General features: G+C 69.3%; 23 protein-coding genes and 3 tRNA genes. 10 read left to right on the plus strand and 16 right to left on the minus strand.

From position 1 onward, the window contains the following. Nucleotides 1-12 precede the first annotated feature (12 nt). Together FHU39_RS20720 and FHU39_RS20725 are read right to left on the minus strand one after the other, a co-directional pair. Nucleotides 13-639, minus strand: a complete 627-nt coding sequence (locus FHU39_RS20720) for a DUF4241 domain-containing protein (RefSeq protein ID WP_183322618.1) — start codon at nt 637-639, stop codon at nt 13-15. Further along, nucleotides 636-1,562, minus strand: coding sequence for a transglutaminase domain-containing protein (locus FHU39_RS20725; protein ID WP_183322619.1), 927 nt, complete (start codon nt 1,560-1,562; stop codon nt 636-638). The genes FHU39_RS20720 and FHU39_RS20725 overlap by 4 nt, the downstream gene beginning before the upstream one ends. A gap of 430 nt (nt 1,563-1,992) precedes the next feature. Here FHU39_RS20725 and FHU39_RS20730 point away from each other — a divergent pair, with 430 nt between their 5' ends. Further along, nucleotides 1,993-2,229, plus strand: coding sequence for a DUF2283 domain-containing protein (locus FHU39_RS20730; RefSeq protein ID WP_221185759.1), 237 nt, complete (start codon nt 1,993-1,995; stop codon nt 2,227-2,229). A 6-nt stretch (nt 2,230-2,235) separates the two neighbouring features. Here FHU39_RS20730 and FHU39_RS20735 read toward each other — a convergent pair whose 3' ends face one another. Further along, nucleotides 2,236-3,759 (minus strand): HNH endonuclease, encoded by a 1,524-nt coding sequence (locus tag FHU39_RS20735; protein ID WP_183322621.1) that lies wholly within the window; start codon nt 3,757-3,759, stop codon nt 2,236-2,238. A 165-nt stretch (nt 3,760-3,924) separates the two neighbouring features. Here FHU39_RS20735 and FHU39_RS20740 point away from each other — a divergent pair, with 165 nt between their 5' ends. Genes FHU39_RS20740 through FHU39_RS20750 form a run of 3 tightly spaced genes read left to right on the plus strand, consistent with a single transcriptional unit; the run spans nt 3,925 to nt 6,159 of the window. Then, nucleotides 3,925-4,899, plus strand: coding sequence for an LLM class flavin-dependent oxidoreductase (locus FHU39_RS20740; RefSeq protein WP_221185760.1), 975 nt, complete (start codon nt 3,925-3,927; stop codon nt 4,897-4,899). Between the two features lie 18 nt (nt 4,900-4,917). Further along, entirely contained in the window at nt 4,918-5,280 is a 363-nt protein-coding gene (locus tag FHU39_RS20745) for a sterol carrier family protein (protein ID WP_183322622.1), read from the plus strand. A 9-nt stretch (nt 5,281-5,289) separates the two neighbouring features. Next, complete coding sequence (locus FHU39_RS20750) at nt 5,290-6,159, plus strand: LLM class flavin-dependent oxidoreductase (RefSeq protein WP_183322623.1); 870 nt, start codon at nt 5,290-5,292, stop codon at nt 6,157-6,159. A 67-nt stretch (nt 6,160-6,226) separates the two neighbouring features. On the opposite strand, the gene FHU39_RS20755 is transcribed toward FHU39_RS20750, so the two are convergent. Then, complete coding sequence (locus tag FHU39_RS20755) at nt 6,227-7,840, minus strand: sunset domain-containing protein (RefSeq protein WP_183322624.1); 1,614 nt, start codon at nt 7,838-7,840, stop codon at nt 6,227-6,229. A 152-nt stretch (nt 7,841-7,992) separates the two neighbouring features. Between FHU39_RS20755 and FHU39_RS20760 the strand changes: the two genes are divergently transcribed. Genes FHU39_RS20760 through purM form a run of 3 tightly spaced genes read left to right on the plus strand, consistent with a single transcriptional unit; the run spans nt 7,993 to nt 11,039 of the window. Beyond that, nucleotides 7,993-8,277 carry a hypothetical protein gene (locus FHU39_RS20760; protein ID WP_221185761.1) on the plus strand — a complete coding sequence of 95 codons (285 nt, stop codon included), beginning with the start codon at nt 7,993-7,995 and terminating at the stop codon, nt 8,275-8,277. 34 nt (nt 8,278-8,311) lie between these two features. Next, nucleotides 8,312-9,901 carry an amidophosphoribosyltransferase gene (gene purF / locus FHU39_RS20765; protein ID WP_183322625.1) on the plus strand — a complete coding sequence of 530 codons (1,590 nt, stop codon included), beginning with the start codon at nt 8,312-8,314 and terminating at the stop codon, nt 9,899-9,901. Nucleotides 9,902-9,929: 28 nt separating this feature from the next. After that, a complete protein-coding gene (purM, locus tag FHU39_RS20770; protein ID WP_183322626.1) occupies nt 9,930-11,039 on the plus strand; it encodes a phosphoribosylformylglycinamidine cyclo-ligase in 1,110 nt (369 codons plus the stop codon). 22 nt (nt 11,040-11,061) lie between these two features. Here the strand turns inward: purM and FHU39_RS20775 are convergent, their stop codons facing one another. The 3 genes from FHU39_RS20775 to FHU39_RS20785 form a co-directional block, all read right to left on the minus strand. Then, complete coding sequence (locus FHU39_RS20775; RefSeq protein WP_183322627.1) at nt 11,062-11,256, minus strand: DUF3073 domain-containing protein; 195 nt, start codon at nt 11,254-11,256, stop codon at nt 11,062-11,064. Nucleotides 11,257-11,410: 154 nt separating this feature from the next. Next, nucleotides 11,411-11,725, minus strand: a complete 315-nt coding sequence (locus tag FHU39_RS20780; protein ID WP_183322628.1) for a hypothetical protein — start codon at nt 11,723-11,725, stop codon at nt 11,411-11,413. Nucleotides 11,726-11,823: 98 nt separating this feature from the next. Next, a complete protein-coding gene (locus FHU39_RS20785; RefSeq protein WP_183322629.1) occupies nt 11,824-12,576 on the minus strand; it encodes a DUF4352 domain-containing protein in 753 nt (250 codons plus the stop codon). A 162-nt stretch (nt 12,577-12,738) separates the two neighbouring features. On the opposite strand from FHU39_RS20785, the gene FHU39_RS20790 reads away from it, so the two are divergent. Together FHU39_RS20790 and FHU39_RS20795 are read left to right on the plus strand one after the other, a co-directional pair. Beyond that, on the plus strand, nt 12,739-14,001 hold the full coding sequence (locus FHU39_RS20790) for a sensor histidine kinase (RefSeq protein ID WP_183322630.1): 1,263 nt from the start codon (nt 12,739-12,741) through the stop codon (nt 13,999-14,001). After that, a complete protein-coding gene (locus FHU39_RS20795; protein ID WP_183322631.1) occupies nt 13,994-14,659 on the plus strand; it encodes a response regulator transcription factor in 666 nt (221 codons plus the stop codon). Before FHU39_RS20790 ends, FHU39_RS20795 begins: the two co-directional genes overlap by 8 nt. Before the next feature lie 104 nt (nt 14,660-14,763). On the opposite strand, the gene FHU39_RS20800 is transcribed toward FHU39_RS20795, so the two are convergent. From FHU39_RS20800 to FHU39_RS20820, 5 genes are all read right to left on the minus strand, one after another. After that, entirely contained in the window at nt 14,764-15,303 is a 540-nt protein-coding gene (locus tag FHU39_RS20800; RefSeq protein WP_183322632.1) for a hypothetical protein, read from the minus strand. Between the two features lie 188 nt (nt 15,304-15,491). After that, a tRNA-Phe gene (locus FHU39_RS20805) sits at nt 15,492-15,567 on the minus strand. 13 nt (nt 15,568-15,580) lie between these two features. Further along, nucleotides 15,581-15,657: transfer RNA gene (locus FHU39_RS20810), tRNA-Asp, on the minus strand. A 42-nt stretch (nt 15,658-15,699) separates the two neighbouring features. Further along, nucleotides 15,700-15,772: transfer RNA gene (locus tag FHU39_RS20815), tRNA-Glu, on the minus strand. Between the two features lie 101 nt (nt 15,773-15,873). Continuing rightward, nucleotides 15,874-16,920: a PHP domain-containing protein gene (locus tag FHU39_RS20820; RefSeq protein ID WP_183322633.1), complete on the minus strand. Its 1,047-nt coding sequence runs from the start codon at nt 16,918-16,920 to the stop codon at nt 15,874-15,876. 41 nt (nt 16,921-16,961) lie between these two features. Here FHU39_RS20820 and FHU39_RS20825 point away from each other — a divergent pair, with 41 nt between their 5' ends. After that, entirely contained in the window at nt 16,962-17,429 is a 468-nt protein-coding gene (locus tag FHU39_RS20825) for a hypothetical protein (protein ID WP_183322634.1), read from the plus strand. On the opposite strand, the gene FHU39_RS20830 is transcribed toward FHU39_RS20825, so the two are convergent. The 4 genes from FHU39_RS20830 to FHU39_RS20845 form a co-directional block, all read right to left on the minus strand. Next, nucleotides 17,398-18,375: a threo-3-hydroxy-L-aspartate ammonia-lyase gene (locus FHU39_RS20830; protein ID WP_183322635.1), complete on the minus strand. Its 978-nt coding sequence runs from the start codon at nt 18,373-18,375 to the stop codon at nt 17,398-17,400. The genes FHU39_RS20825 and FHU39_RS20830 overlap by 32 nt on opposite strands. Then, complete coding sequence (locus tag FHU39_RS20835; protein ID WP_183322636.1) at nt 18,372-18,914, minus strand: hypothetical protein; 543 nt, start codon at nt 18,912-18,914, stop codon at nt 18,372-18,374. Before FHU39_RS20835 ends, FHU39_RS20830 begins: the two co-directional genes overlap by 4 nt. Nucleotides 18,915-18,984: 70 nt before the next feature. After that, entirely contained in the window at nt 18,985-19,194 is a 210-nt protein-coding gene (locus FHU39_RS20840) for a hypothetical protein (protein ID WP_183322637.1), read from the minus strand. 60 nt (nt 19,195-19,254) lie between these two features. Next, the gene (locus FHU39_RS20845; protein WP_183322638.1) at nt 19,255-20,520 is read right to left on the minus strand and encodes an MFS transporter; all 1,266 of its coding nucleotides are present in this window, start codon (nt 20,518-20,520) and stop codon (nt 19,255-19,257) included. Nucleotides 20,521-20,808: the final 288 nt, after the last annotated feature.

Below are 20,808 nucleotides of genomic sequence, written 5' to 3' on the forward strand. Positions count from 1 at the left end.
GCCGTCGGCGTCCTAGCGGCGTCCGAATCCGGAGCCGCAGACCGCAATCGGCACGGCACCGGCCTCGGGCGCGATACACAGAGCGTGCGCCGGACCTGTCTCCTCGGCTTCAACTGCCAGCGAAATCGGGTCCTCGAGCATGCCCGCGTCCTCGGCGAGGACGCGACAGGCGACGGCCATCGCATCGACTCCGCCGAACGAGCCGGTACCTGCGTCGACCCCGTAGCCGAAGGAGCCCTCGCCAGCGAGTGTCGTGACGTCCTGGCCGCGAGTGGTGGCCATGGACCAGGAGCTGATGGTGGCGTTCGTTCCGAGCGCAGCATCAGCGCGGCCGTCCGGTCGTGGTCGGGCCCGATCTGGGCGCGCGCCGCGACGACCTCCGCCGATTCGGTCGGCAGAGTCTGCTCGAACGGCGTTGGTCTCGACATCCATGATGTACGGGTCGGCTGCGACGAACCGGCCACCGGGCAACGAGAGGCGACCGATCTGTTCGATAACGACTCGGTGGGTCGTCGGCTCGACGTCGTCGTGATCGACGATCTCTTCGGACAGAATCGACTCGTAGATCCACTGCGCCCGTTTCTTCCACCAGAGATCGGATGGGTCGGCACGGTACTGAGTGGCCGGCAACGTGGTCATGAGGTGGTCTCCAAGCTCAGCAGATGTGCGTCCAGGGTGCCGTATGGCGTGACAGTCGCGATGTCTGCGACTGCCGTTTCACCGAACAGGTAGGCGAACTCGACAGATTCGCCGATGGCGAGGCGGTCCGGCCCCGCCTGAACCGCATTGGCGTACGGATGGATCGGGGTGAAGGCGGCACCGCAACCATCGGGAAGCTCGACGATCGCGGTCGCCAGCTGGCTCAGATCCGGGTAGACGATCGCATCGGGTGCAGCGAGCAGCCGCACGGGCGCTGGGTTGCCCTGGAAGGTGGCGACGTATGGCTTCGACCATGCCATACCGGATGAGATCGCCGAGTCGAAGTAGAGCCACCAGATGTTCTCGTCCTGCGCCGAGATTGCGCGAGCTGTCGGGACCATCCGGGGCCGCTCGTCGCCGCTCGAGAAGAGCGCGTGCAGTTCGGAATAACCGAGCGGTCCGGACTCGGAGCCCCACCATGCGCCGTTCTGGCCGTCCAGCAGGACCCATTTGCCGAGGTCGTCGATCCACGCCTCGGAGACGACGTGTCCCCTGCCGAAGCCGACATGCGAGTCGCGGCTGCGCAACGCAAGTCGCCGTGCTGGTATGCCGAGAGCGTTCAACGCCTGCGAGAGGACGATCGAGTACTCGACACAAGCGAACCGGCGGCCGGCCGCAACTCCTTCGAGAACGTCGGTCGCGTCACCGTTGTCGACGTGGTCGTTGGCATGCTCCCACCGAGTCGTCGTCCACTCGAGAAGTTGGACCGCGGTCTCCCAGGCGCTCGTCCGTGCTGCTGGGATGAGTGCGCGAAGACCTTCCGCTCGATCCTCTGTGATGGTGTCGAGGACCAGCGGCGGCCCGTAGTCGACGGACGGCCAGGTGCAGACTGTCCAACGATCGGGCGGAGCGGGTGTCGACATTCGGGCACACAGCTCGGACCAGCCTTCATGCGAGCCGAAAGTCTCTGCGATAGGGAGCAATTCGGGCTGTCGGAAACCCGCATCTACGGCCGCCACAAGATCGGGCCAACCGTCGCCACCCGACTTCTGGACTCCCAGCGCCACGGAAGGTGCCCAGAGGTGCGGCCACCACTCGCGATCATGCGCACGAAGGTCCCTCGTGAGAGCCACGAGTTGTGGCCAATCGTCGGTACGGAGGGCGGTCTCCGCCTTCAGGCGAAGTTCGGCCAAGTCACGGTCAGCGGGGCGCATCAGTCGGGCACCTGATGTTCGTCCCTTGCACCGATGTCACAGATCAGTTCCCCACTCACAAGGGGATTATCACACTGTGATCGAGCGGAAGCGGGGAAGTCAGTCATACGCGCATCCGTGAGCGCGCAGAATGTCGATCATGCGGATCACCTACGACGGGAACGCGGACGCGGCGTACATCTATCTCATTGACCGGATCGGGCAGGGCGAGGTCGCGAAGACTTCCGTCGCCGGGCACGGATCGCCGGCTCTGAACTCGATCAACCTCGACTTCGACGCCGACGGTCGCCTGCTCGGCATCGAGGTGCTCGGTGCCGGTCGGGCGCTGAAGGAGGAGACCTTGCAGGGTGCGGAACGCATCGACCGCAGGCGCTGAGCTGCTTCAGCCGTCGTCGTTTTCGTCGTCGGTTTCCCAGTCGTCGGATGCCCAGTCGTCTGGTGTCGGGTCGGTGCCTGGTTGATGGTCGGTGTCGGTGTTGGTGTCGCTGCCTGGTTCGGGTCGGCGTTTCTCGCGGTCTTGCTTGTCCTGTTGGTGCCGGATCTGCTGGTCGCGTTGGGACAGGTTGTGGTCCCAGATGATGGTCATCAGGGTGTGTTCGGGGTGGGAGTCGGTGGGTGGTGGCATGCCTGGTGGTGCCGGTGGCCTGCTGGCTGCGGTGAGCCCGCCGATCGTGGTGCTCGTGTGTCCGGCGTGGCCGGTGACCTGGTAGTCGGGGTGTTCTTTGGCGTAGTTACACCGGGCGCACAGTCCTTGCCCGTTGCGCTCACTGGTGGCGCCACCGTCGGTGTGCCTGGTGACGTGGTCGGTGTGCCGCACCGGAGCCGAGCACCAGGGCGTGCGGCAGGTCTGGTCCCGGAACAGGATCAGCCGGGCCAGCAACCCCGGGTAGCGGCGGGCACGAGACTCCATGCCGATGATGTCGCCAGTGCCGGGGTGGGTGAACAACCGGCGTAGCCGCGGACCGGTCGGGTCCCCGGTGGCCACCCATTCACGCACCAGGTCCGCCGGGACCGGCCCGTACCCGGGCACGTGCGCGGGCGTGTCGCCCAGCAGCGTGTCCAGGGGCATGAGCAGGTTCACCGTCACCCCGAACACGTCGTGCGCTTTCGCCCTGCCGGTGACGCGTTCGACCAGGGTGTCGGCCATCACCTGCCCCCGGTGCACACTGCCGGGGTCTGCCCCGGCGTCGGCGGCGGCTTCACGCGCTGTGGTGACGGCGTCTTCCAGGGCGGTCATGCAGGCCAGGGCGTCCTTGACCGGTAACAGGGCGGTCAGGTAGGCCATGGTGTCGCCGGCGGGTCGCAGGCTCACCCCACGCCGGGCGTGAGCGGCGCGGCGGCGGGCCGCGACCGCCTCGGCGGCCACCAGCATCGCTTGCTCCTTCGCCAGGGCGGCCAGGCGGGTGCTGGCGGCGGTGCCGAGGTGGTCGCGGATCCCGGCGTCGACGCCGGATTGTTGGTCACCGGTCAGGCCGGTGGTTTCCCGCACGATCCGGGTCGCGTCCCACTCACTGATGACCCCGGCGGCCAGCGCGGCCAGGGTGTGCGGCATGTGCCCCACCAGTGCGTGCGCGAGGTGGACGAACGCGGCACCTTGGTGTGGGGTGCACCGGCGGGCGAACCCGACCTGCGAGCCGACCACCCGGGTCGTGTCCGCCGGGTCGATCCCGCGCGGGACGTCCCGGGCGGCTTGGGCGTCGTGCACTGCCACGACCGCCCGCGCCTGCCGGGCGGTGATCGCGTTGCGCAACTCGTCCAGCACCCGTAACTCCTCCACCAGCGCCTCCACGTCGGCGCCGTCACCGGCGGTCAGGGGTGCGTCGAGGCGGTCGTGGAAGGCGCGCACCGCGGCCACGTCCAGTACGCCACCGGCGCCCGGCCCGTTGTCCCGCGGTTCCTCGTCCATGTGTTCGAGTATGTCACGAATACTACTGCAACACAAGCATTTTCGGAACAAGTTGTTATCCACATCCCCTGCAAACCGGCTCATCGTCCACAGGTCACGCCAGGGGGATGTGCACAACGGCGTCGGCAGAATGGGTTGTCGGTGGGGCGGCATACGCTCACGATCATGAGTGACGCACCGGCTATCGGCATCTGCTTCGACCGCACTTTCCCCGCGTCGGCGGCATCCGACTATGCGCGACGTGCCGAGGCGGCCGGATTGGAGGAGTTGTGGCTCATCGAGGACTGCTTCTTCACGACGGCACCACCACTCGCCGCCGCAGCACTGGCGAGCACGACGACCCTGCGGGTCGGTCTCGGCATCCTGCCCGCCGTCGTCAGAACCGCAGCACTCACCGCGATGGAGATCGCGACCCTGGCCAGCATGGCGCCCGGACGCCTCATCGGCGGCATCGGTCACGGGGTCCAGCCCTGGATGCGGCAGATGGGAGTGCGGCCAGCATCCCCGGTGGCTGCCCTCGAGGAGGTTCTGATCGCTGTGCAGACGCTGCTGAACGGCGAAACCCTCGACACCACAGGCGAATACGTCACCGCAAAGAACATCACGCTCGAGCATGTCCCGGATCCGACGCCGCCGGTCGTCGCGGGCGTGCGCGGTCCGAAGTCCCTCGCGATCGCGGGCAGGAGTGCTGACGGTGTCCTGCTCGACTCACCGTGCACGGTCGACTACGTGCTTCGCGCCAAGGAGTTGTGCGGTCGTGACGTCGATTCTTTCGACTACCGCTGTTTCGCCGTCCTGTGCGTACTGCCCGACCGCCGGGAAGCACGCCGCATCGTCGCGCCAATCCTCGCGGAGATGGTCGGCTACGGTCACGCCGGTCTCGCCGCATTGGACTTCCACGACGAGTTGCGCGAGTTGACGGAGCGGCACGGCGCGGACTGGGCCGATCACGCGCCCGAGGAGTGGTGGTCCCGCATCGGCGCCATCGGCAACGTCGACGATGCGATGGAGTATGTCGGTGCGATGACCGAAGCCGGGGTGCGTGGCATCAGCTTCTTCCCTGCCGACGAGCTCGAGATCGCGCATGCTCAGGTGGAGAGGGCCGGCACGATCGCGCGGGAGCTGCGTGCGGGAGGATGACTCCGAGAGGAGTGATCGATGGCGCGGAAGATCGATCCGGAGCAGGGTCGAGCGGCGGTGCTGGCGTGGTGCGCCGACCCCAACGTCGGACGTGCGATGCGGGCGATGGCGGTGCGGTTCAGCCTGCAGGAGCTCGAACTGCAAGCACCGGGACGAAGCGTCGAGGTCCGCGTGCCACCGTACGGAGCGGTCCAGGTGATCGAAGGCCCAACGCATCGACGCGGCACGCCACCGAATGTCGTTGAGCTCTCTCCAGATTCGTGGTTGAAACTCGTTGTCGGTGACCTCGCCTGGGACGCGGCCGAGGAAGCCGGACAGGTGTCGGCGTCCGGTTCGCGTGCTGATCTGTCGCCATACCTGCCGCTGCTGCGACGCCCGTAGGCTTGAGCTATGCGCGTTGGTATCACGATCCTGCCCGAAGAACGCTGGCCCCAAGCCGCACCCAAATGGCGGGCCGCCGAGCAACTCGGTTTCGACCACGCCTGGACCTACGACCACCTGGTGTGGGCCGGGCTCCCGGACGCGCCGTGGTTCGGTACCACCCCCACGCTGACGGCGGCGGCGATGGTCACATCGACTATCCGTCTCGGCACCTTCGTGACATCACCGAACTTCCGCCACCCGGTCGCATTCGCACGTGACGTCCTCGCGCTCGACGACATCTCCGGCGGCCGGTTCATCTGCGGCATGGGGCGAGGCGGTGACCTCGACTCCGAGTTGCTCGGTGACTCGCCCACCGTCGGGGAGCGCACCGGCAGGTTCGCCGAATTCGCACGGCTGCTCGACAAGGTGCTCACCGAGGATCACGTCACGTATGACGGAACGTTCTTCTCCGCACGCGACTCGCGGAACGTGCCCGGTTGTGTCCAACAGCCGCGTGTCCCGTTCATCATCGCCGCGAACGCGCCCAAGGGTATGCGGCTCGCCGCGGAGATGGGTGAAGGATGGGTGACCTACGGCAATCCGACTGGTGGTGAAGAAGATTGGTGGCGTGGCTTGCGTGAGTCCGGCGCACGGATGACCGAAGTGCTCGAAGCCGCCGGCCGGGACACGACAACCTTCGAGCGACACCTCAACGCGGACGGGCACGGCTCGGTCTACGAGAGTGTCGACCGCTTCGAGGATGCGATCGGCCGTGCGCAAGAGGCTGGTTTCACCGACCTCATCACGCACTGGCCGCGTCCCGACGCGCCATTCAAAGCAACGGTCGAGGTGCTGGAAACCGTTGCCGCGCAGGTGCTCCCGAAGCTCCACCGATAGCAGTCCCGACACTGACTTGCCCTTGCGGGCTCGCCCTAATCGACCCGCAGGGCTGGGCGGATCGCGTCTAGCGCTTGCTCGGGTCCCAGTGCCGGAATCCTGCGGCGGCAGCTACTGACTCGTCGCGGAAGTAGACCTCGGCCTCGACGGATTCGTAGTCGGGAGAGTCCGTTCCGTGGAATGTCATCGTGTCGGCATTGCCCTTGAGCCAACCGGCGGGACCGGTGCCGTCGTCGTGAGGTGCCGCAGAACCTGGGCCGAGCGGACCGTCATCCTCGGACACGTCGACGGCCGATGCAGGCGCAGCGGTTGCGGGCTCGGCGGCTGCGGACTCCGGCTGACCGCCGAACGCCTCCAGAGGCAGCGGCGGGGTATCCCAGTCGTCGCCGGTGGAGGCAGCGGGGGTCTTGGCGGCGGGTTCTGGTTCGGTGGCCGGCTCAGGTTCGGGTTCGGCGACCGGCTCGGGGGTGGGTTCGGCGACTGGCTCGGGAGCGGTGGCTGCGGCCGCTGGTGTCGCCGAGGCGTCGTCGAGCGGCGGGGGTGGGGTGTCCCAGTGGTCGCCGGTGGAGGCTGGTTGTGCGGGACCTCGATCCGCTCCTCCGCTTCGCTCCTCCGCGACTCGGCCACCGCCGTCTTGAGCGGTGGGGCGCTCCTCCGCGACTCGGCCACCGTTGTTTTGCGCGGTGGGGGTGTCGTCCAAGGCCGGTGGTGGGGTGTCCCAGTCGTCGCCGGATGGGGCTGGTGCGGCGGGACCTCGATCCGCTCCTCCGCTTCGCTCCTCCGCGACTGGGCCGCCGATGGCTTGCGCGGTGGGGGTGTCGTCCAAGGCCGGTGGTGGGGTGTCCCAGTCGTCGCCGGTGGAGGCTGGTGCGGCGGGACCTCGATCCGCTCCTCCGCTTCGCTCCTCCGCGACTCGGCCGCCGCTGGCTTGCGCGGTGGGGGTGTCGTCCAGAGCGGGTGGCGGGGTGTCCCAGTCGTCGCCGGTGGAGGCTGGTGCGGCGGGACCTCGATCCGCTCCTCCGCTTCGCTCCTCCGCAACTCGGCCACCGCTGTCTTGCGCGGTGGGGGTGTCGTCCAGAGCGGGTGGCGGGGTGTCCCAGTCGTCGCCGGTGGAGGCTGGTGCGGCGGGACCTCGATCCGCTCCTCCGCTTCGCTCCTCCGCGACTCGGCCACCGCTGCTTTGCGTGGTGGGGGTGTCGTCCAGAGCGGGCGGGGGTGCGTCCCAGTCGTCGGCGGCGGGTGCGGCCGGTTGTGCGGGACCTCGATCCGCTCCTCCGCTTCGCTCCTCCGCGACTCGGCCACCGCTGGCTTGCGCGGTGGGGGTGTCGTCCAGAGCGGGCGGGGGAGCGTCCCAGTCGTCGGCGGCGGGTGCGGCCGGTTGTGCGGGACCTCGATCCGCTCCTCCGCTTCGCTCCTCCGCAACTCGGCCACCGCTGTCATGCGAGGCGGGACCTCGATCCGCTCCTCCGCTTCGCTCCTCCGCGACTCGGCCACCGCTGTCTTGCTGCGCGGTGGTCTCCTGTGTGGTGCCCTCGATCGCCGCCTCGTCAGCGGCGCCGACCTTCTGGGCCCCGGTCACGCCGTGAATGCCGACCGAGCCACCCTTCTCGGGGTCACGCAGATACAACCACAGGCCCACCGCGAGCACCACGGCGAGCAAGACCAGGATCAGCCAAACCATGTCCAACACCTTCGAACGGGCAAACCGGAACTAGCGCATCACCCTAGCCAGTGGACTGCAGGCAGCGAGGAACCGTCTACGGGTCGGTAAAATCGACGTCGCCGAGCCGCTCGCGCGAGCGGCGTCATACAGCGGAAGGAACACCGGCTACCGTGCTGGACGTGACAGAGCAGGGCAAACCCGACGAGCAGGACGACGCGCGGGAGCGCGTCGTGCGCTACCCGGTGCGCCGCACGCCCAACTTCCTCCGCTTCATCATCACCGGCGCCGTGCTCGGTTTCATCGTCGGAGCGATCATCGCCACCTCCGGAGCAGATGCCGACGGCTACTCCGCGCAGACCGGAATCGTGCTCATCGGCGCGATCCTCGCCGCCGGCGGTGCGCTCCTGGCGGCAATCGTCGCCCTGCTGTTGGAACGCCTCCTCAACCGGCAGTGACGGAGCACCCTCCCGGACATGACACACTGGTGTCGTGGCGCGTGGAGATGGACGGCTGACGCACGATCTCTATCCCGGTGAGAAGGCACCCCAGGACGAATGCGGTGTCTTCGGTGTCTGGGCCCCCGGCGAGGAAGTCGCCAAACTCACCTACTTCGGGCTCTACGCCCTGCAGCACCGCGGGCAGGAGTCGGCCGGTATCGCGACCAGCGACGGCCACAGCATCCTGGTCTACAAGGACATGGGCCTGGTCTCCCAGGTCTTCGACGAGTCGAGCCTGACCTCGTTGCGCGGGCACCTCGCGATCGGCCACACCCGCTACTCCACGACCGGCGGCAGCACCTGGGAGAACGCCCAGCCCACGCTCGGCGGCAGTGACCGCGGCACCGTGGCCCTGGCCCACAACGGCAACCTCATCAATTCGGCCGAACTGCGTGACCTGGTCGATCAGCAGCTGGACGGCCGCGCCGCCCGGGGTGAGCTGGCCCGCGGCAACACCTCCGACACCGCGCTCGTCACCGCGCTGCTCTCGGAGAACCCCGACAAGCCGCTCGAAGAGACGGCGCTGGAGGTGCTGCCCAAGCTGCGCGGCGCCTTCTGCTTCGTCTTCATGGACGAGCACACCCTGTATGCCGCGCGCGACCCTTACGGTGTCCGGCCGCTCGCCCTCGGCCGGCTCGAACGCGGCTGGGTGGTGGCCTCCGAGACCGCCGCGCTGCAGACCATCGGTGCCAGCGTGGTCCGCGAGGTCGAACCCGGTGAGCTCATCGCCATCGACGAATACGGCCTGCGCAGCCACAAGTTCGCCGAGCCGACGCCCAAGGGTTGCGTGTTCGAATACGTCTATCTGGCGCGCCCGGACGCGGTGATCCGCGGCCGCGTCGTCCACGAGGCCCGGGTCGAGATGGGCCGTGCACTCGCCCGCGAGCACCCGGTCGACGCCGACCTGGTGATCGGCGTCCCCGAGTCCGGGGTGCCGGCCGCGACCGGCTACGCGCAGGAGTCCGGCATACCGTTCGGCCAGGGGTTCGTGAAGAACGCCTACGTCGGCCGCACCTTCATCCAGCCCAGTCAGACCCTGCGCCAGCTGGGCATCCGGCTGAAGCTCAACGCCCTCGAGCACGCGGTGAAGGGCAAGCGGCTGGTCGTCGTCGACGACTCGGTGGTGCGCGGCAACACCCAGCGCGCCCAGATCCGGATGCTCCGCGAGGCCGGGGCGGCCGAGGTGCACGTGCGGATCTCCTCACCGCCGGTGAAGTGGCCGTGCTTCTACGGCATCGACTTCGCCACCCGCGCCGAACTGATCGCCAACGGCCTCGGGGTCGAGGAGATCTGCGCCTCCATCGGCGCCGACACTCTCGGCTACATCTCCGAGGACGGCATGATCGCCGCCACCGCGCAGCCGAAGTCGCAACTGTGCAGCGCCTGCTTCAGCGGCGACTACCCCATCGCGCTGCCCGAGGACGGCCGGATCGGCAAGCACGTCCTGGAGACGCTGCCGATCGAGTTGCGCACCGGGCACGACACCTCGGTGGACCTGGCCGAGCGGGACCGCCGGCAGGACGCCGAAGGCGTGTCGATCGGTGTGTCCGGCGGCGCCGAGAACTCCCTGCTGCATCCCTGACCCGCCTCGTCATACCCGAAGGACTCCGATGCCCGACTCCCCGCAGATCACGTATGCCGCAGCCGGCGTCGACGTCGAGGCGGGTGACAAGGCCGTCGAGCTGATGAAGGCGTCGGTGCGGCGCGCCACCCGGCCCGAGGTGATCGGCGGGCTGGGCGGTTTCGCCGGGCTGTTCGACGCGTCCGCGATCGCCCGCTTCACCCACCCGGTCCTCGCGACCTCGACCGACGGCGTCGGCACCAAGGTCGCCATCGCGCAGGCGATGGACGTGCACCACACCATCGGCTTCGACCTGGTCGGCATGGTCGTCGACGACATCGTCGTCTGCGGCGCCGAGCCGCTGTTCATGACCGACTACATCGCCACCGGCAAGGTCGTACCGGAGCGGATCGCCGCGATCGTGCAGGGCATCGCCGCCGCCTGCGAGCAGGCGAACGTCGCCCTCGTCGGCGGCGAGACCGCCGAACACCCGGGGCTGCTGGAGCCGAGCGAGTATGACGTGGCCGGTGCCGCCACCGGCGCCGCCGAACGGTCGCAGCTGCTCACGCCGGAGCTGGTGCAGGCGGGCGACGTCGTGCTCGGCATACCCTCCAGCGGGCTGCACTCCAACGGCTTCTCGCTGGTCCGCCGCGTGATCGCCTCGGCCGGCTGGCAGCTGGACCGTACCGTGCCGGAGTTCGGCCGCACGCTGGGCGAGGAGCTGCTCACCCCGACCCGGGTGTATGCCGCCGACCTGCTCCGGCTGATCCGGGCGCTCCCGGTGCACGCGCTGTCGCACGTGACCGGCGGTGGCCTCGCCGCGAACCTGGCGCGGGTGCTGCCGACCGGGCTGACCGCGGTGCTGGACCGCGGCAGCTGGACACCGCCGCCGGTGTTCTCGGTGATCGGCGAGCTCGGCAACGTCCCGCAGGAGGACCTCGAACGCACCCTCAACCAGGGTGTCGGGTTCGCGGCGGTGCTGCCGGAGACTGCCGTCGACGACGCGCTGGCGATGCTCGCCGAATGCGGGCTACCCAGTTGGGTGATGGGTGGTGTCCGGCCGACACACGAGGTCGACGCGAGTGTCGCGGAAATCGTCAGCGGTGCCAAGGGAGCACACTCCGGTGGCGCGCAGCTGATCGGTGCGCACGCTTCCTGATCGACGGATCAGCGCCGTCGGCTCAACCCCTGTGGGATGCCCAGTCGGCGTAGTCGCCGTAGTCGTCGTCGTCGCGCGACTCCTCGGCGTCCTCCGCCCGGTCGTGCGACTTCGAGCGAAGTTCGCGCTCGAGTGCATTCAGATCGGTGTCGGGAGAGAAGTACTTCAACTCCCGGGCAACCTTGGTCTGCTTTGCCTTGGCCCGGCCGCGCCCCATGGCGAGACCCCCTCGTGTGTGTTGCCGGGGTGCGATCAAGCGGTGGGAACGTGCGTGCACGTCACCGCCCTCGGACCCCGGGATCCTCGGTATATGTCGTGAGGTCAACGGTACCTCAGCCGCCGGACATTCCATGCATCGACCGGGCGAGCCGTCACAGATCGTCGTTGTCGCCCCGCGCGCGAAGCCGCACCAACGCCGCAAGTCCGCCGATCACGACGACGGCGAGCACCGCGACACCGATGATCAGCACCGGTTCGTTGTTGGTGCGATTGGTCGGCTGCTGGAAGCTCGGCACCGACGTGGCCCAGCTGGTGCCGTCGTCGGTGTTGGTGCTGCTGCGTTGCAGACCCGTCGCGGATGCCGTGGCAGTCCCGGACGTCCCGTGCGCCGCGAACGCCGGGGTCGCCATACCCAGGAAGGCCACGAGGAGCATGGGCAGGACCAGGAGGCCGAGGCGGGCACGCATGGGCCCGATTATTACTCACCGGGTATGGCGTGCCGGGCAACGCGCTGCCGCGCCGGTGACGCACCCGTGTCGGGCGTGCCACCGGCAGCGCTGCGTGGTCAGTGCAGTTGCACCGTCTTCGCGTCGTCGAAGAGCCCGCCGCTGAAGTCGATCGCGGTCGCCTTCACCCCGACCGGCATGTCGTAGACGAGCACTCCGTCGACGGCGTTGCCGGGGTTGATGTCGGACAGCCAGACGTCGTTGTTCTTCATCGCGAGCTCCGCGGCGGAGTCGGGCGAGTACGTCTTGCTGTCGGCGTCCTTGATCTTCTGGTCGTCGTCGAAGAACGTCTCGGAGTCGTCACCGACGTTCCGGACGGTGACGTAGACCAGGGTGTACCGACCCTGCGCCTTCTCCGCCATGAAGTCCTCGCCCACGGAGGTCTGGTCGCGGACGACCTTGGTGACGGTGAACTGCAGGTCGCCGGACCGCACCGGGGTGCCGATGTGTGGTGCGGTGTCCTTCGCGGGCGCCGGCTTCGACGTGGTCTTCTCGGCCGCCTTCGTCTTCGTCTGCCGTGCGGCGGGTGTGTCCTTGACGGCCGCGTTGGGTGCGGCCGCCGCACTCGTCGCCGCGGGTGAGGTCACCGGTTGGCCGGCGGCGTCCGAGGAGTTCCCGGACGACCCGGCGCTCGTCGCGATGCTCACGACCACGATCAGCGCGACGAGCCCGAACAGTCCGGTGAGGATCTTGTGCCGCGCGAACCAGTTCTTCTTGGGTGCCGGCCCGGGCGGCACCGGCGGGTAGGGGCCGCCCTGCGGCGGTTGTCCACCCCACTGGGTGGGGTCCTGCGGTCCGTTGTAGTGAGTCATCGCTGCTCCTCCGTCGTTGTTGTTCGCGATGCCCTCAGCAGACCGCCCGGGACCGTCCTGGGACTTCCCGCGAGCGGCTCGTCATACCTCCACCGAACGGGGGACCGGCCGCTCACCGACCGGTGGACCCGGCGCGTCGGTGCGCGGCTCTACAGTTCGGTCATGCCCATCGATCTCGCCCCGCCGTGGTGGCGTTCGTCGCGCCTGCGGCGGGGTGTTGTGACCGGGCTGATCGTGGTGGTGTGCGTCTGTTTCGAGGGGGTTTCGGCCCTCCTCGCGCAATACCGGCACGACGGCATCACCGATCAGGCGGCGGCGGATGCGATGGAGCTGTCCAACGGGTTCGCCGTGATCATGCTGGTCGGTTTCGTGCTGGCGGCCTCGCTCGTCTGGCGGCATCGCTGGCCGGTGTGGATCTCGCTGGGGATCAGCGCGGTGACGATCGCGCTACCGCTCGGCGCGATCACGCCGCTGTTCGCGCTGTATGCCGTGCTGCTGGTCACCACGGGTCCGTGGCTGTGGGCGAGCGTCACGCTGGCTGCCGTGGCGGAGTTCGTGAGCGTATGGCGGGACAGCAGCGGCCCACAGTTCTCCTCGTGGAGCCGGGGGATCTTCTCGGTGCACGACGGCACCCACTTCCCGTGGTGGCTGGTGGTGCTGGAGACGGTGATCCTCGTCGGCGCGACCGTCGGACTCGCGATGCTGGTCCGCAGCCGCAAGGCGTTGCGGGACAGCAAGGTCAAGGAAGGTCGCAGCGAGACCAAGCTGCACGCCCTCGGCGAGGAGGTGGCCCGGCAGGCCGAACGGGAGCGGATCGCCCGCGAGGTGCACGACGTGCTGGGGCACCGCCTGTCGCTGCTGTCCCTGCACGCCTCGGGGCTGGAGCTGGCCGCCGACGACCCGAAGCTGGCCAAGAGCGCGGCCCTGGTCCGGGAGGGCGCCCAGGAGTCGATGGCCGACCTGCGCTCGTTGCTCGCGGTGCTGCGGCAACCGGGGGACCCCGACATCAGTCAGGCACTGCCGACCCTGGTCGATCTGCCGCAGCTGATCGACGAGTCGCTCGCGGCCGGCAGCCCGGTGACCGCGACGGTCTTCCTCGATCGCGGGGCCGAGCTGCACGACCAGGTCGGTCGCAGCGCCTACCGGATCACCCAGGAGCTGCTGACCAATGCCCGCAAGCACGCACCGGGTGCGCCGGTGCGGCTGCAGATCGAGGGCGGCCCGGACCGCGGCCTGCAGATCGGCACCGCGAACCGGGCACCCGACCCGGCCGATCACACCATCCGCCCCGGGAACGGGCTGACCGGCATGCACGAGCGGGTGCAGCAGGCCGGCGGCGAGTCGTGGGTGTGGGTGGACGACGACGGCGCGTTCCGCACGCTGGTGCGGCTGCCGTGGCGATCGAGAGGAACCGCAGATGACTGACTCGCAGGTGCAGCCGATCCGGGTGCTGCTGATCGACGACGACCCGCTGGTGTGCTCGGGGCTGGAGCTGATCCTGTCCAGGTCCGACGACATCCAGATCGTCGGCACGGCCGGTGACGGCGATGAAGCGGTGGCAGCCGTGCACCAGCACTTCCCGGACGTGGTCCTGCTCGACGTCCGGATGGCACGGTTGGACGGCATCGCTGCCACCAAGGCGTTGCGCGCGCTGCCCAACCCGCCCCGGGTGATCGTGATGACGACCTTCGACGCCGACGACATCGTCATGCGGGCGATCGGTGCGGGAGCTGCCGGGTTCCTGCTCAAGACCGCGTCGGCACAGGACATCATCGACGGGATCCGCAACGTCCACGGCGGCGACGGCGCATTGTCGCCGCGCAGCGCACGGCGGGTCTTCGAACAGGTCGGTGACAACGGGGCCCAGCGGTCCGCCGCTCTCGAGGCGATCGGGACGCTCAGCGACCGCGAGCGGGAAGTCGTCCGGCTGATGGGCCAGGGGCTGAGCAATCAGGAGATCGGCACCCGGCTCTTCCTCGGCGAGGCGACCGTCAAGACCCACCTCGCCTCGGCCCAGCGCAAGCTCGGTCTCGCGAACCGGGTCCAGGTGGCCGTCCTCGCCTCCAAGGCCGGCCTGATCTGATTGTCACGAAGCCGCGCCGAGAGTGCAGTTGTGGTCGGTTTGCGGCGCTGGAAACGGCACCAACTGCACTCTCGGCGAGCGGCGCGCCGTCATACCGCCCCGCTTCAGAGTGGGGAGCGTAACCGCGGCGGCCAGAGTTGGTAGCGGTCGCAGAGGGTGCTGAGGGTCGACCCTTGATCTCGGATCTCCTGCCGGACCCAGGGATAGATCCCGGCCTCGATCTGCGCGTCGAGCACGGCTGCCGCGCGCTGTGGCGTCGTCAGGAGTCGCACCGCACGGTCCTCCAGGAAGCAGACGAACAGATGCAGCCGCGAGGACCAGTCGTTTCGTGCGCCACCCTCGGTCCGGCCCGGAGTCGTCGACCATCCCTGGCGGGTGGCGTCGATGGCTGCCGCCACCCGGTCGTGCTCGGCCAGCCACCAATGCAGTTGTTCGTGCAGGTACGACGCCAGGAGCGAATCGCCGGTGCGTCGCGTGTTGAGCGTGAGTTTCGGGTGTGAGTGCGAGCGGACGCCTTCCTGGACCATCACGTGGTCGGTCCATTCGAGCCCGTGGAGGTCGTATGACGCGAGCAGCGCACACAGCTCGGCAGCCGTCGCAACCTCCGTCGGCAGGCCCGAAGCCGTCTCGATCCGGACGTCCATGAGACCTACCAATACCAGCAAGGTCCGGAGTCGCGCTCAGAGTGCACTTGTGGTCGGTGTGCGGCGCTGGAAGCGGCACCAACTGCACTCTCGGCGAGCGGCGCGCGACCTACCGATGCGACATACGCCCCGACATACCAAAACGGACCCGCCCGTGGGCGAGTCCGTTCGTGCGGCCAGTGCGACCGTGGTGGCCAGAGACGGGGTCGAACCGCCGACCTAGCGATTTTCAGTCGCTCGCTCTACCAACTGAGCTATCTGGCCCTTCGGAAAGGGATGGCGACCCCGACGGGACTCGAACCCGCGACCTCCGCCGTGACAGGGCGGCGCGCTAACCAACTGCGCTACGGGGCCTTGCGGCCTTCTTGCAACCTGCATCATCGCATGTGCGATGCGTATCCCCAACGGGATTCGAACCCGTGCTACCGCCGTGAAAGGGCGGGGTCCTAGGCCGCTAGACGATGGGGACTTCATCTTCGACGACCAGTCCTCAAGCGTTAGCCACCTCGGCTGGTGTCGAGGACTAGATGACTATAGGGGAGCATCGGGCAATCCACCAAAACGAGTTCTTCAGTGTGCTCCCGACCACTCCAGCAGCCGGTCCTTCGGCCACGTGTCGACGATGCGATCGAGGGGAACGCCGAGGCGCTGGGCGCGCTCGCAGCCGTACTCCACGAAGTCCAGTTGGCCGGGTGCGTGGGCGTCGCTGTCGATGGAGAACAGGCACCCGGCGTCGAGTGCGGCGGCGATCAGCTCGTCCGGGGGATCCACCCGCTCCGGCCGGGAATTGATCTCGACCGCGACGTCGTGCGCGGCGCACTCGGCGAAGACGGCCTCCGCGTCGAAGGCGGACTGCTCCCGGCGAAGCACCTTGCCGCGGCGCTCGCCGTCGACCATCCGGCCGGTGCAGTGACCGAGGATGTTGGTGTGCGGGTCGCGAACGGCGGCGATCATCCGCGTGGTCATCGGGCCCTTGGCCATCCTCAGTTTCGAGTGGACGGACGCCACCCGGACGTCGAGTTTCTCGAGCAGCTCGGCGCGCTGGTCGAGGCTGCCGTCCTCGAGGATGTCGACCTCGATGCCCTTGAGCAGCGTGAAGTCGCCGGTGTGTTCGTTGATCCGGTCGATCAGCTTCAGCTGTTTGGTGAGCCGTTCGGCACTGAGGCCGTTCGCGACACGCAGGCTCGGGGAGTGGTCGGTGAGTACCAGGTATTCGTGGCCGAGCTCCATCGCGGTCGCGACCATCTCGGGGATCGGTGAACCTCCGTCGCTCCAGTCCGAATGGCTGTGACAGTCACCGCGCAGCGCGGCGCGGTAGCGCTCGCCGCCTTCGACGAGCCGCTCGGGCGACTTGGCCTCCAGGCTGGTCAGGTACGCCGGGCGCTCGCCGGCCAGCGACTCCCGGATGACCGCCTCGGTCGACTTCCCGATGCCGGGCAGGTCGTGCAGTGTCCCGTCCTCGGCGCGCTGGTCGAGTTCCTCGCGCGATGTCGCGACAACGGTGTCGGCTGCCTGGCGGAACGCCTTGACCCGATAGGTGCCCGCGCGGGACCGCTCCAGCAGGAAGGCGATCCGGCGCAGCGCGTCGATCGGCTCGATGGGCTCGTCGTGCGGCATACGACCCAGCTTGCCGGATCGGTCTCCCGTACGCTCCACCCGTGCGGATCTGGATCGAGGTGCCCCTCCTGGTGCTCGGCGTCGTCTGGGCCTGGTGGGTCCGCCGCCGGATGCAGCGCGCCCAGCTGGCCTGGCTGATCCAGCGTTCCCGGCAGAGCATCGGCCGGGCGCGGGCGGTGACCATGTCCAGTCAGGCGCTCGCCGCGGTCGGGGCCGTCGTCGTGCTCGCCGTCGCGATCTGGGCCGAGCAGGCGCACCGACTCTTCTGGGTGCGAATCCCGTTCGCAGCGCTGGTAATCACGCTCTACGTGCCGTTCGCCACACAGCTCGCCCCGATCCGGGTGCGGATCGGGAAGCTGCGCCGCTCACCCCAGGACCGCCTCGTCGAGCTCGGTGCCCGACCGCCGGTCGCCGAGGCCATCGCGGGGGCTGGCCGGCCGTTCGCGTTCGTCGGCTCGCTGATCCTCCTGGCTGCGGTCACCGTCCTGGCGTGGCACCACGTCCGATGAGCCGCGCGTAGCGGTCCAGGTCGACGTTGCCGCCGGAGAGTATGACTCCCACCTTGGCACCCGGCATGGAAGGCGCCAGCGAGATCGCTGCCGCGAAGGCGAGCGCACCGGTCGGCTCGACGACCAGCTTGCAGGTTTGCGCGAGCGCGCGCATCCCGGCCACCAGCTCGTCGTCGGTGACCCGCACGATGTCCTCGACCAGCTCCCGGATGATCGGGAACGTCAGCCGGCCCAGCGCCGCCGTCTGCGCACCGTCCGCGAGGGTCTCGGGCACCGGGATCGTGACGATCTCGCCCGCGTCGAACGACTGCTTGCCGTCGTCCCCGGCCGCCGGTTCCGCGCCGAAAACCCTTGCCTCGGGCCGGGTTCCGCGCGTCGCGACCGCGGTGCCACTGAGCAGGCCACCGCCGCCGAGCGGCGCGATGACGACGTCGAGGTCGGGCACGTCCTGCAGCAACTCGAGCGCGGCGGTGCCCTGCCCGGCGGCGATGTGCGCGTTGTCGAAGGGCGGTATGACGGTGCGCCCCTCCCGGTCCGCCAGCTCCCGGGCGATCGCCTCGCGGTCCTCGGTCATCCGGTCGTAGGTCACGACGCGGGCGCCATACCCCTCGGTGGCGGTGAGTTTGATCTGCGGCGCATCGGTCGGCATGACGATCGTGGCCGGTATGCCGAGCAGCCGCGCGGCCAACGCGACCGCCTGGGCGTGATTGCCGGACGAGAACGCGACCACCCCGGCAGCGCGTGCCGCGTCATCCAGCCTGCTCAGGGCGTTGTAGGCGCCGCGAAACTTGAACGCGCCCATCCGCTGGAGGTTCTCGCACTTCAGGTGCAACCGGATGCCGAGTTCGTCGTCCAGCCGTGACGACGTGACGACCGGTGTGCGGTGGGCGACGCCCGCCAGCCCGGTGGCCGCGTCCTGGACGTCGGCGAGCGTCACCGCGTTCACTGACCGGGATCCTCCTGGGCCTCGGGCTGCGCGGCTTGCTCGGTCGGGGCCGCGCCGGCGGATCCGGTCGTCGGCAGGGTCTTGTTGGCCGGTTTGTCACTCACCGGCGGCTTCGGGGTGCCGGCCACGGGTTCGGGCGCGTGCTTGCTCGCCCTGTCCTGCACGGTCTTGACGATGAAGAGCACCGTGACCACACCGACGGCCATCACCACACGCGGGTGCCGCACGCCGTGCCGCACGAGGAACTGCTCGATCTTGGCGTCGGCCTTCACCCCGAGGCCGGAGGTGACCAGCATCAGGCCGCCGGTCGTGGCGGCGGTGAGGTCGCTGACCGTGAGCGCCCGGTGCAGTGGGTGGTCCTCCGGCAGCTCGTCCTCACCGCGGATCGCGAAGAAGACGGCGCCGGCGGTGCCGGCGGTGTTCGCGAGGCTGAGTCCGCGGCGCGCCCACCGGGGGAAGCGCGTCGGGCGGACCAGGGTGATGGCACCCGCGACGGCGGCGGAGGCGAGGTTGAGGGCAGGGGAGCGCTTCTGGGCCATGACACGACCCTAGATGGTGGGTCTCGGCGGTGTCTCGAGGGCGAAGGTTGTCGCGTCCACTGCCCGGATCTCACCCGGGCCGGTCGGCGGTGCTCTGGTCGATCACGTACGTCGGGTTGCCGAACGGATCGGTGACGGCCGCCCACCAGCCGCCGGGGATCTGGGCGGGTGCCATCGCAACCGACACCCGGTCACGTCGTCCCTCGATCCAGCCCCTGACGTCGTCGACGGTGAGCAGGGGTCCGGTCTTCGTCGACCCGTCGGTCGAGACGTCGAGCATCAGCGTGACGTCTCCGTCCGATGGGCCGATGGCGGCCGTCGTCGGCAGCGCGCCGCCCGGTCAGGCGGCGCTCGCGGAGGGGGTGGGGGTCTCGGGGGTGGCGGCCATTGCCGCCGACCCGGCGTGGGCGCGCCGCAGCAGCGGACCCGCGCCGACGGCGAGGGCACAGGCGAGCGCGCCCGCGGCAACCGTCACGCCGAACGCCGCGGTGGCGCCGGACAGGTCGGCGAAGTGGCCGGCGACGGCGGCGCCCACGGCATACCCGAGGCCGGTGGCGGCGGCGAGCAGCGTCATCGCCGCGCCGGTGCGTGACGGTGGCGTGATCTGCTCGCCGAGCGTGAACGTCGTGATCATGTATGGCGCAACGCAGCATCCCAGCACGATCAGCACCGGGCAGAGCGCGGCCAGCGACCCGACGAGCAGCAGCGGCGTGGTGAGCACGAGCAACCCGGCCGCGGTCGCCCGCCACCTGGTGACATAGCCGATCCGGGCAGGCAGTGCCGCCATACTCAGCCCGGCCAGGACGCTGCCGATGCCGAGCAGCGCCTGCACGAGCCCGGCCAGTCCGTCGTGACCGGCCTCGGTGGCGAGCACCGTGGTGCCGTTCTGCACGGACCCGAAGATCATCCCGATGATGAACTGGGCGGCCATCAAGGTCGCGAGCGCAGGGGTCAGCAGACGACCGGTGCCGGCGGTCGCGGCGTGAGCCGTGCGCAGCCGCGCCGTCGGGTGGATGGCGAACCAGGTGCCGAAGATCGCGAGCAGGACCGCAGCGGTGCAGATGCCGACACCGGGGTCGACGATCGAGGCAATCGTGCCGACGAGTGCGGGGCCGAGCACGAACGACGCCTCGTCGGCGGAGCCCTCGTAGGAGAACGCGGTGTCGATCAACCGCGCCGACGTGCCGGTGCGGTCCCGGGAGCTGATGATCGGGCGCCAGCGGACCCGGGCGAGCGGCCCGGCCTGCGGGATGAAGAAGCCGCCGAACGCGGCCGCGGCGGCAGCCCACAGCCAGGAGACGCCGCTCTCGGCGGCGAGCACCACGGCCAGCAGGCCGAGCGAGCTCAGCCAGGACTGGACCAGCACGACAGGGCGCTGACCGAACCGGTCGGAGGCGGCGCCGAGCAGGGGCGCACCGACGGCGTTCGCGACGGCGAGCGCACCGGCGCTCGCGCCGCCGGCGCCGAAGCTGCCGGTGGTGTGGGCGATGAGGAGGAGGACGCCCATCTGGCTCATGGCCAGGGGCAGTCGGGCGAGGAACGCCACGACGATGTAGGTGCGACCGGTCAATCCGAAGAGGTGCCGGTATGACGCAGCAGGTGACACGAGATGGAACGCCTTTCGAGCACAAGGCTCACGTCGGGCGCGACTTCCCACCACCAGTCGCGCGCGTTCCCTAATACGTAGTGTCTCCATTCTAGCGCTGTGACCGGCCGGATCCGGCCAGATCACGAGTGTGCTACGTCACCGCGTGGTGGCTTGGGTTCGGCCGATCCTTTTGTCACCGTGGGGAGTGGTGGGTCCGGCATCGGGGCAGGGCCCACCGGCAACCCCGAGGGGAGTGGGGCGCTGTGGCGGTGTCGCGGCGGGAGGTTCTGACGGCAGGGGTCGCGG

The organism is Flexivirga oryzae, assembly GCF_014190805.1.
GTDB classification, from domain to species: Bacteria; Actinomycetota; Actinomycetes; order Actinomycetales; family Dermatophilaceae; genus Flexivirga; species Flexivirga oryzae.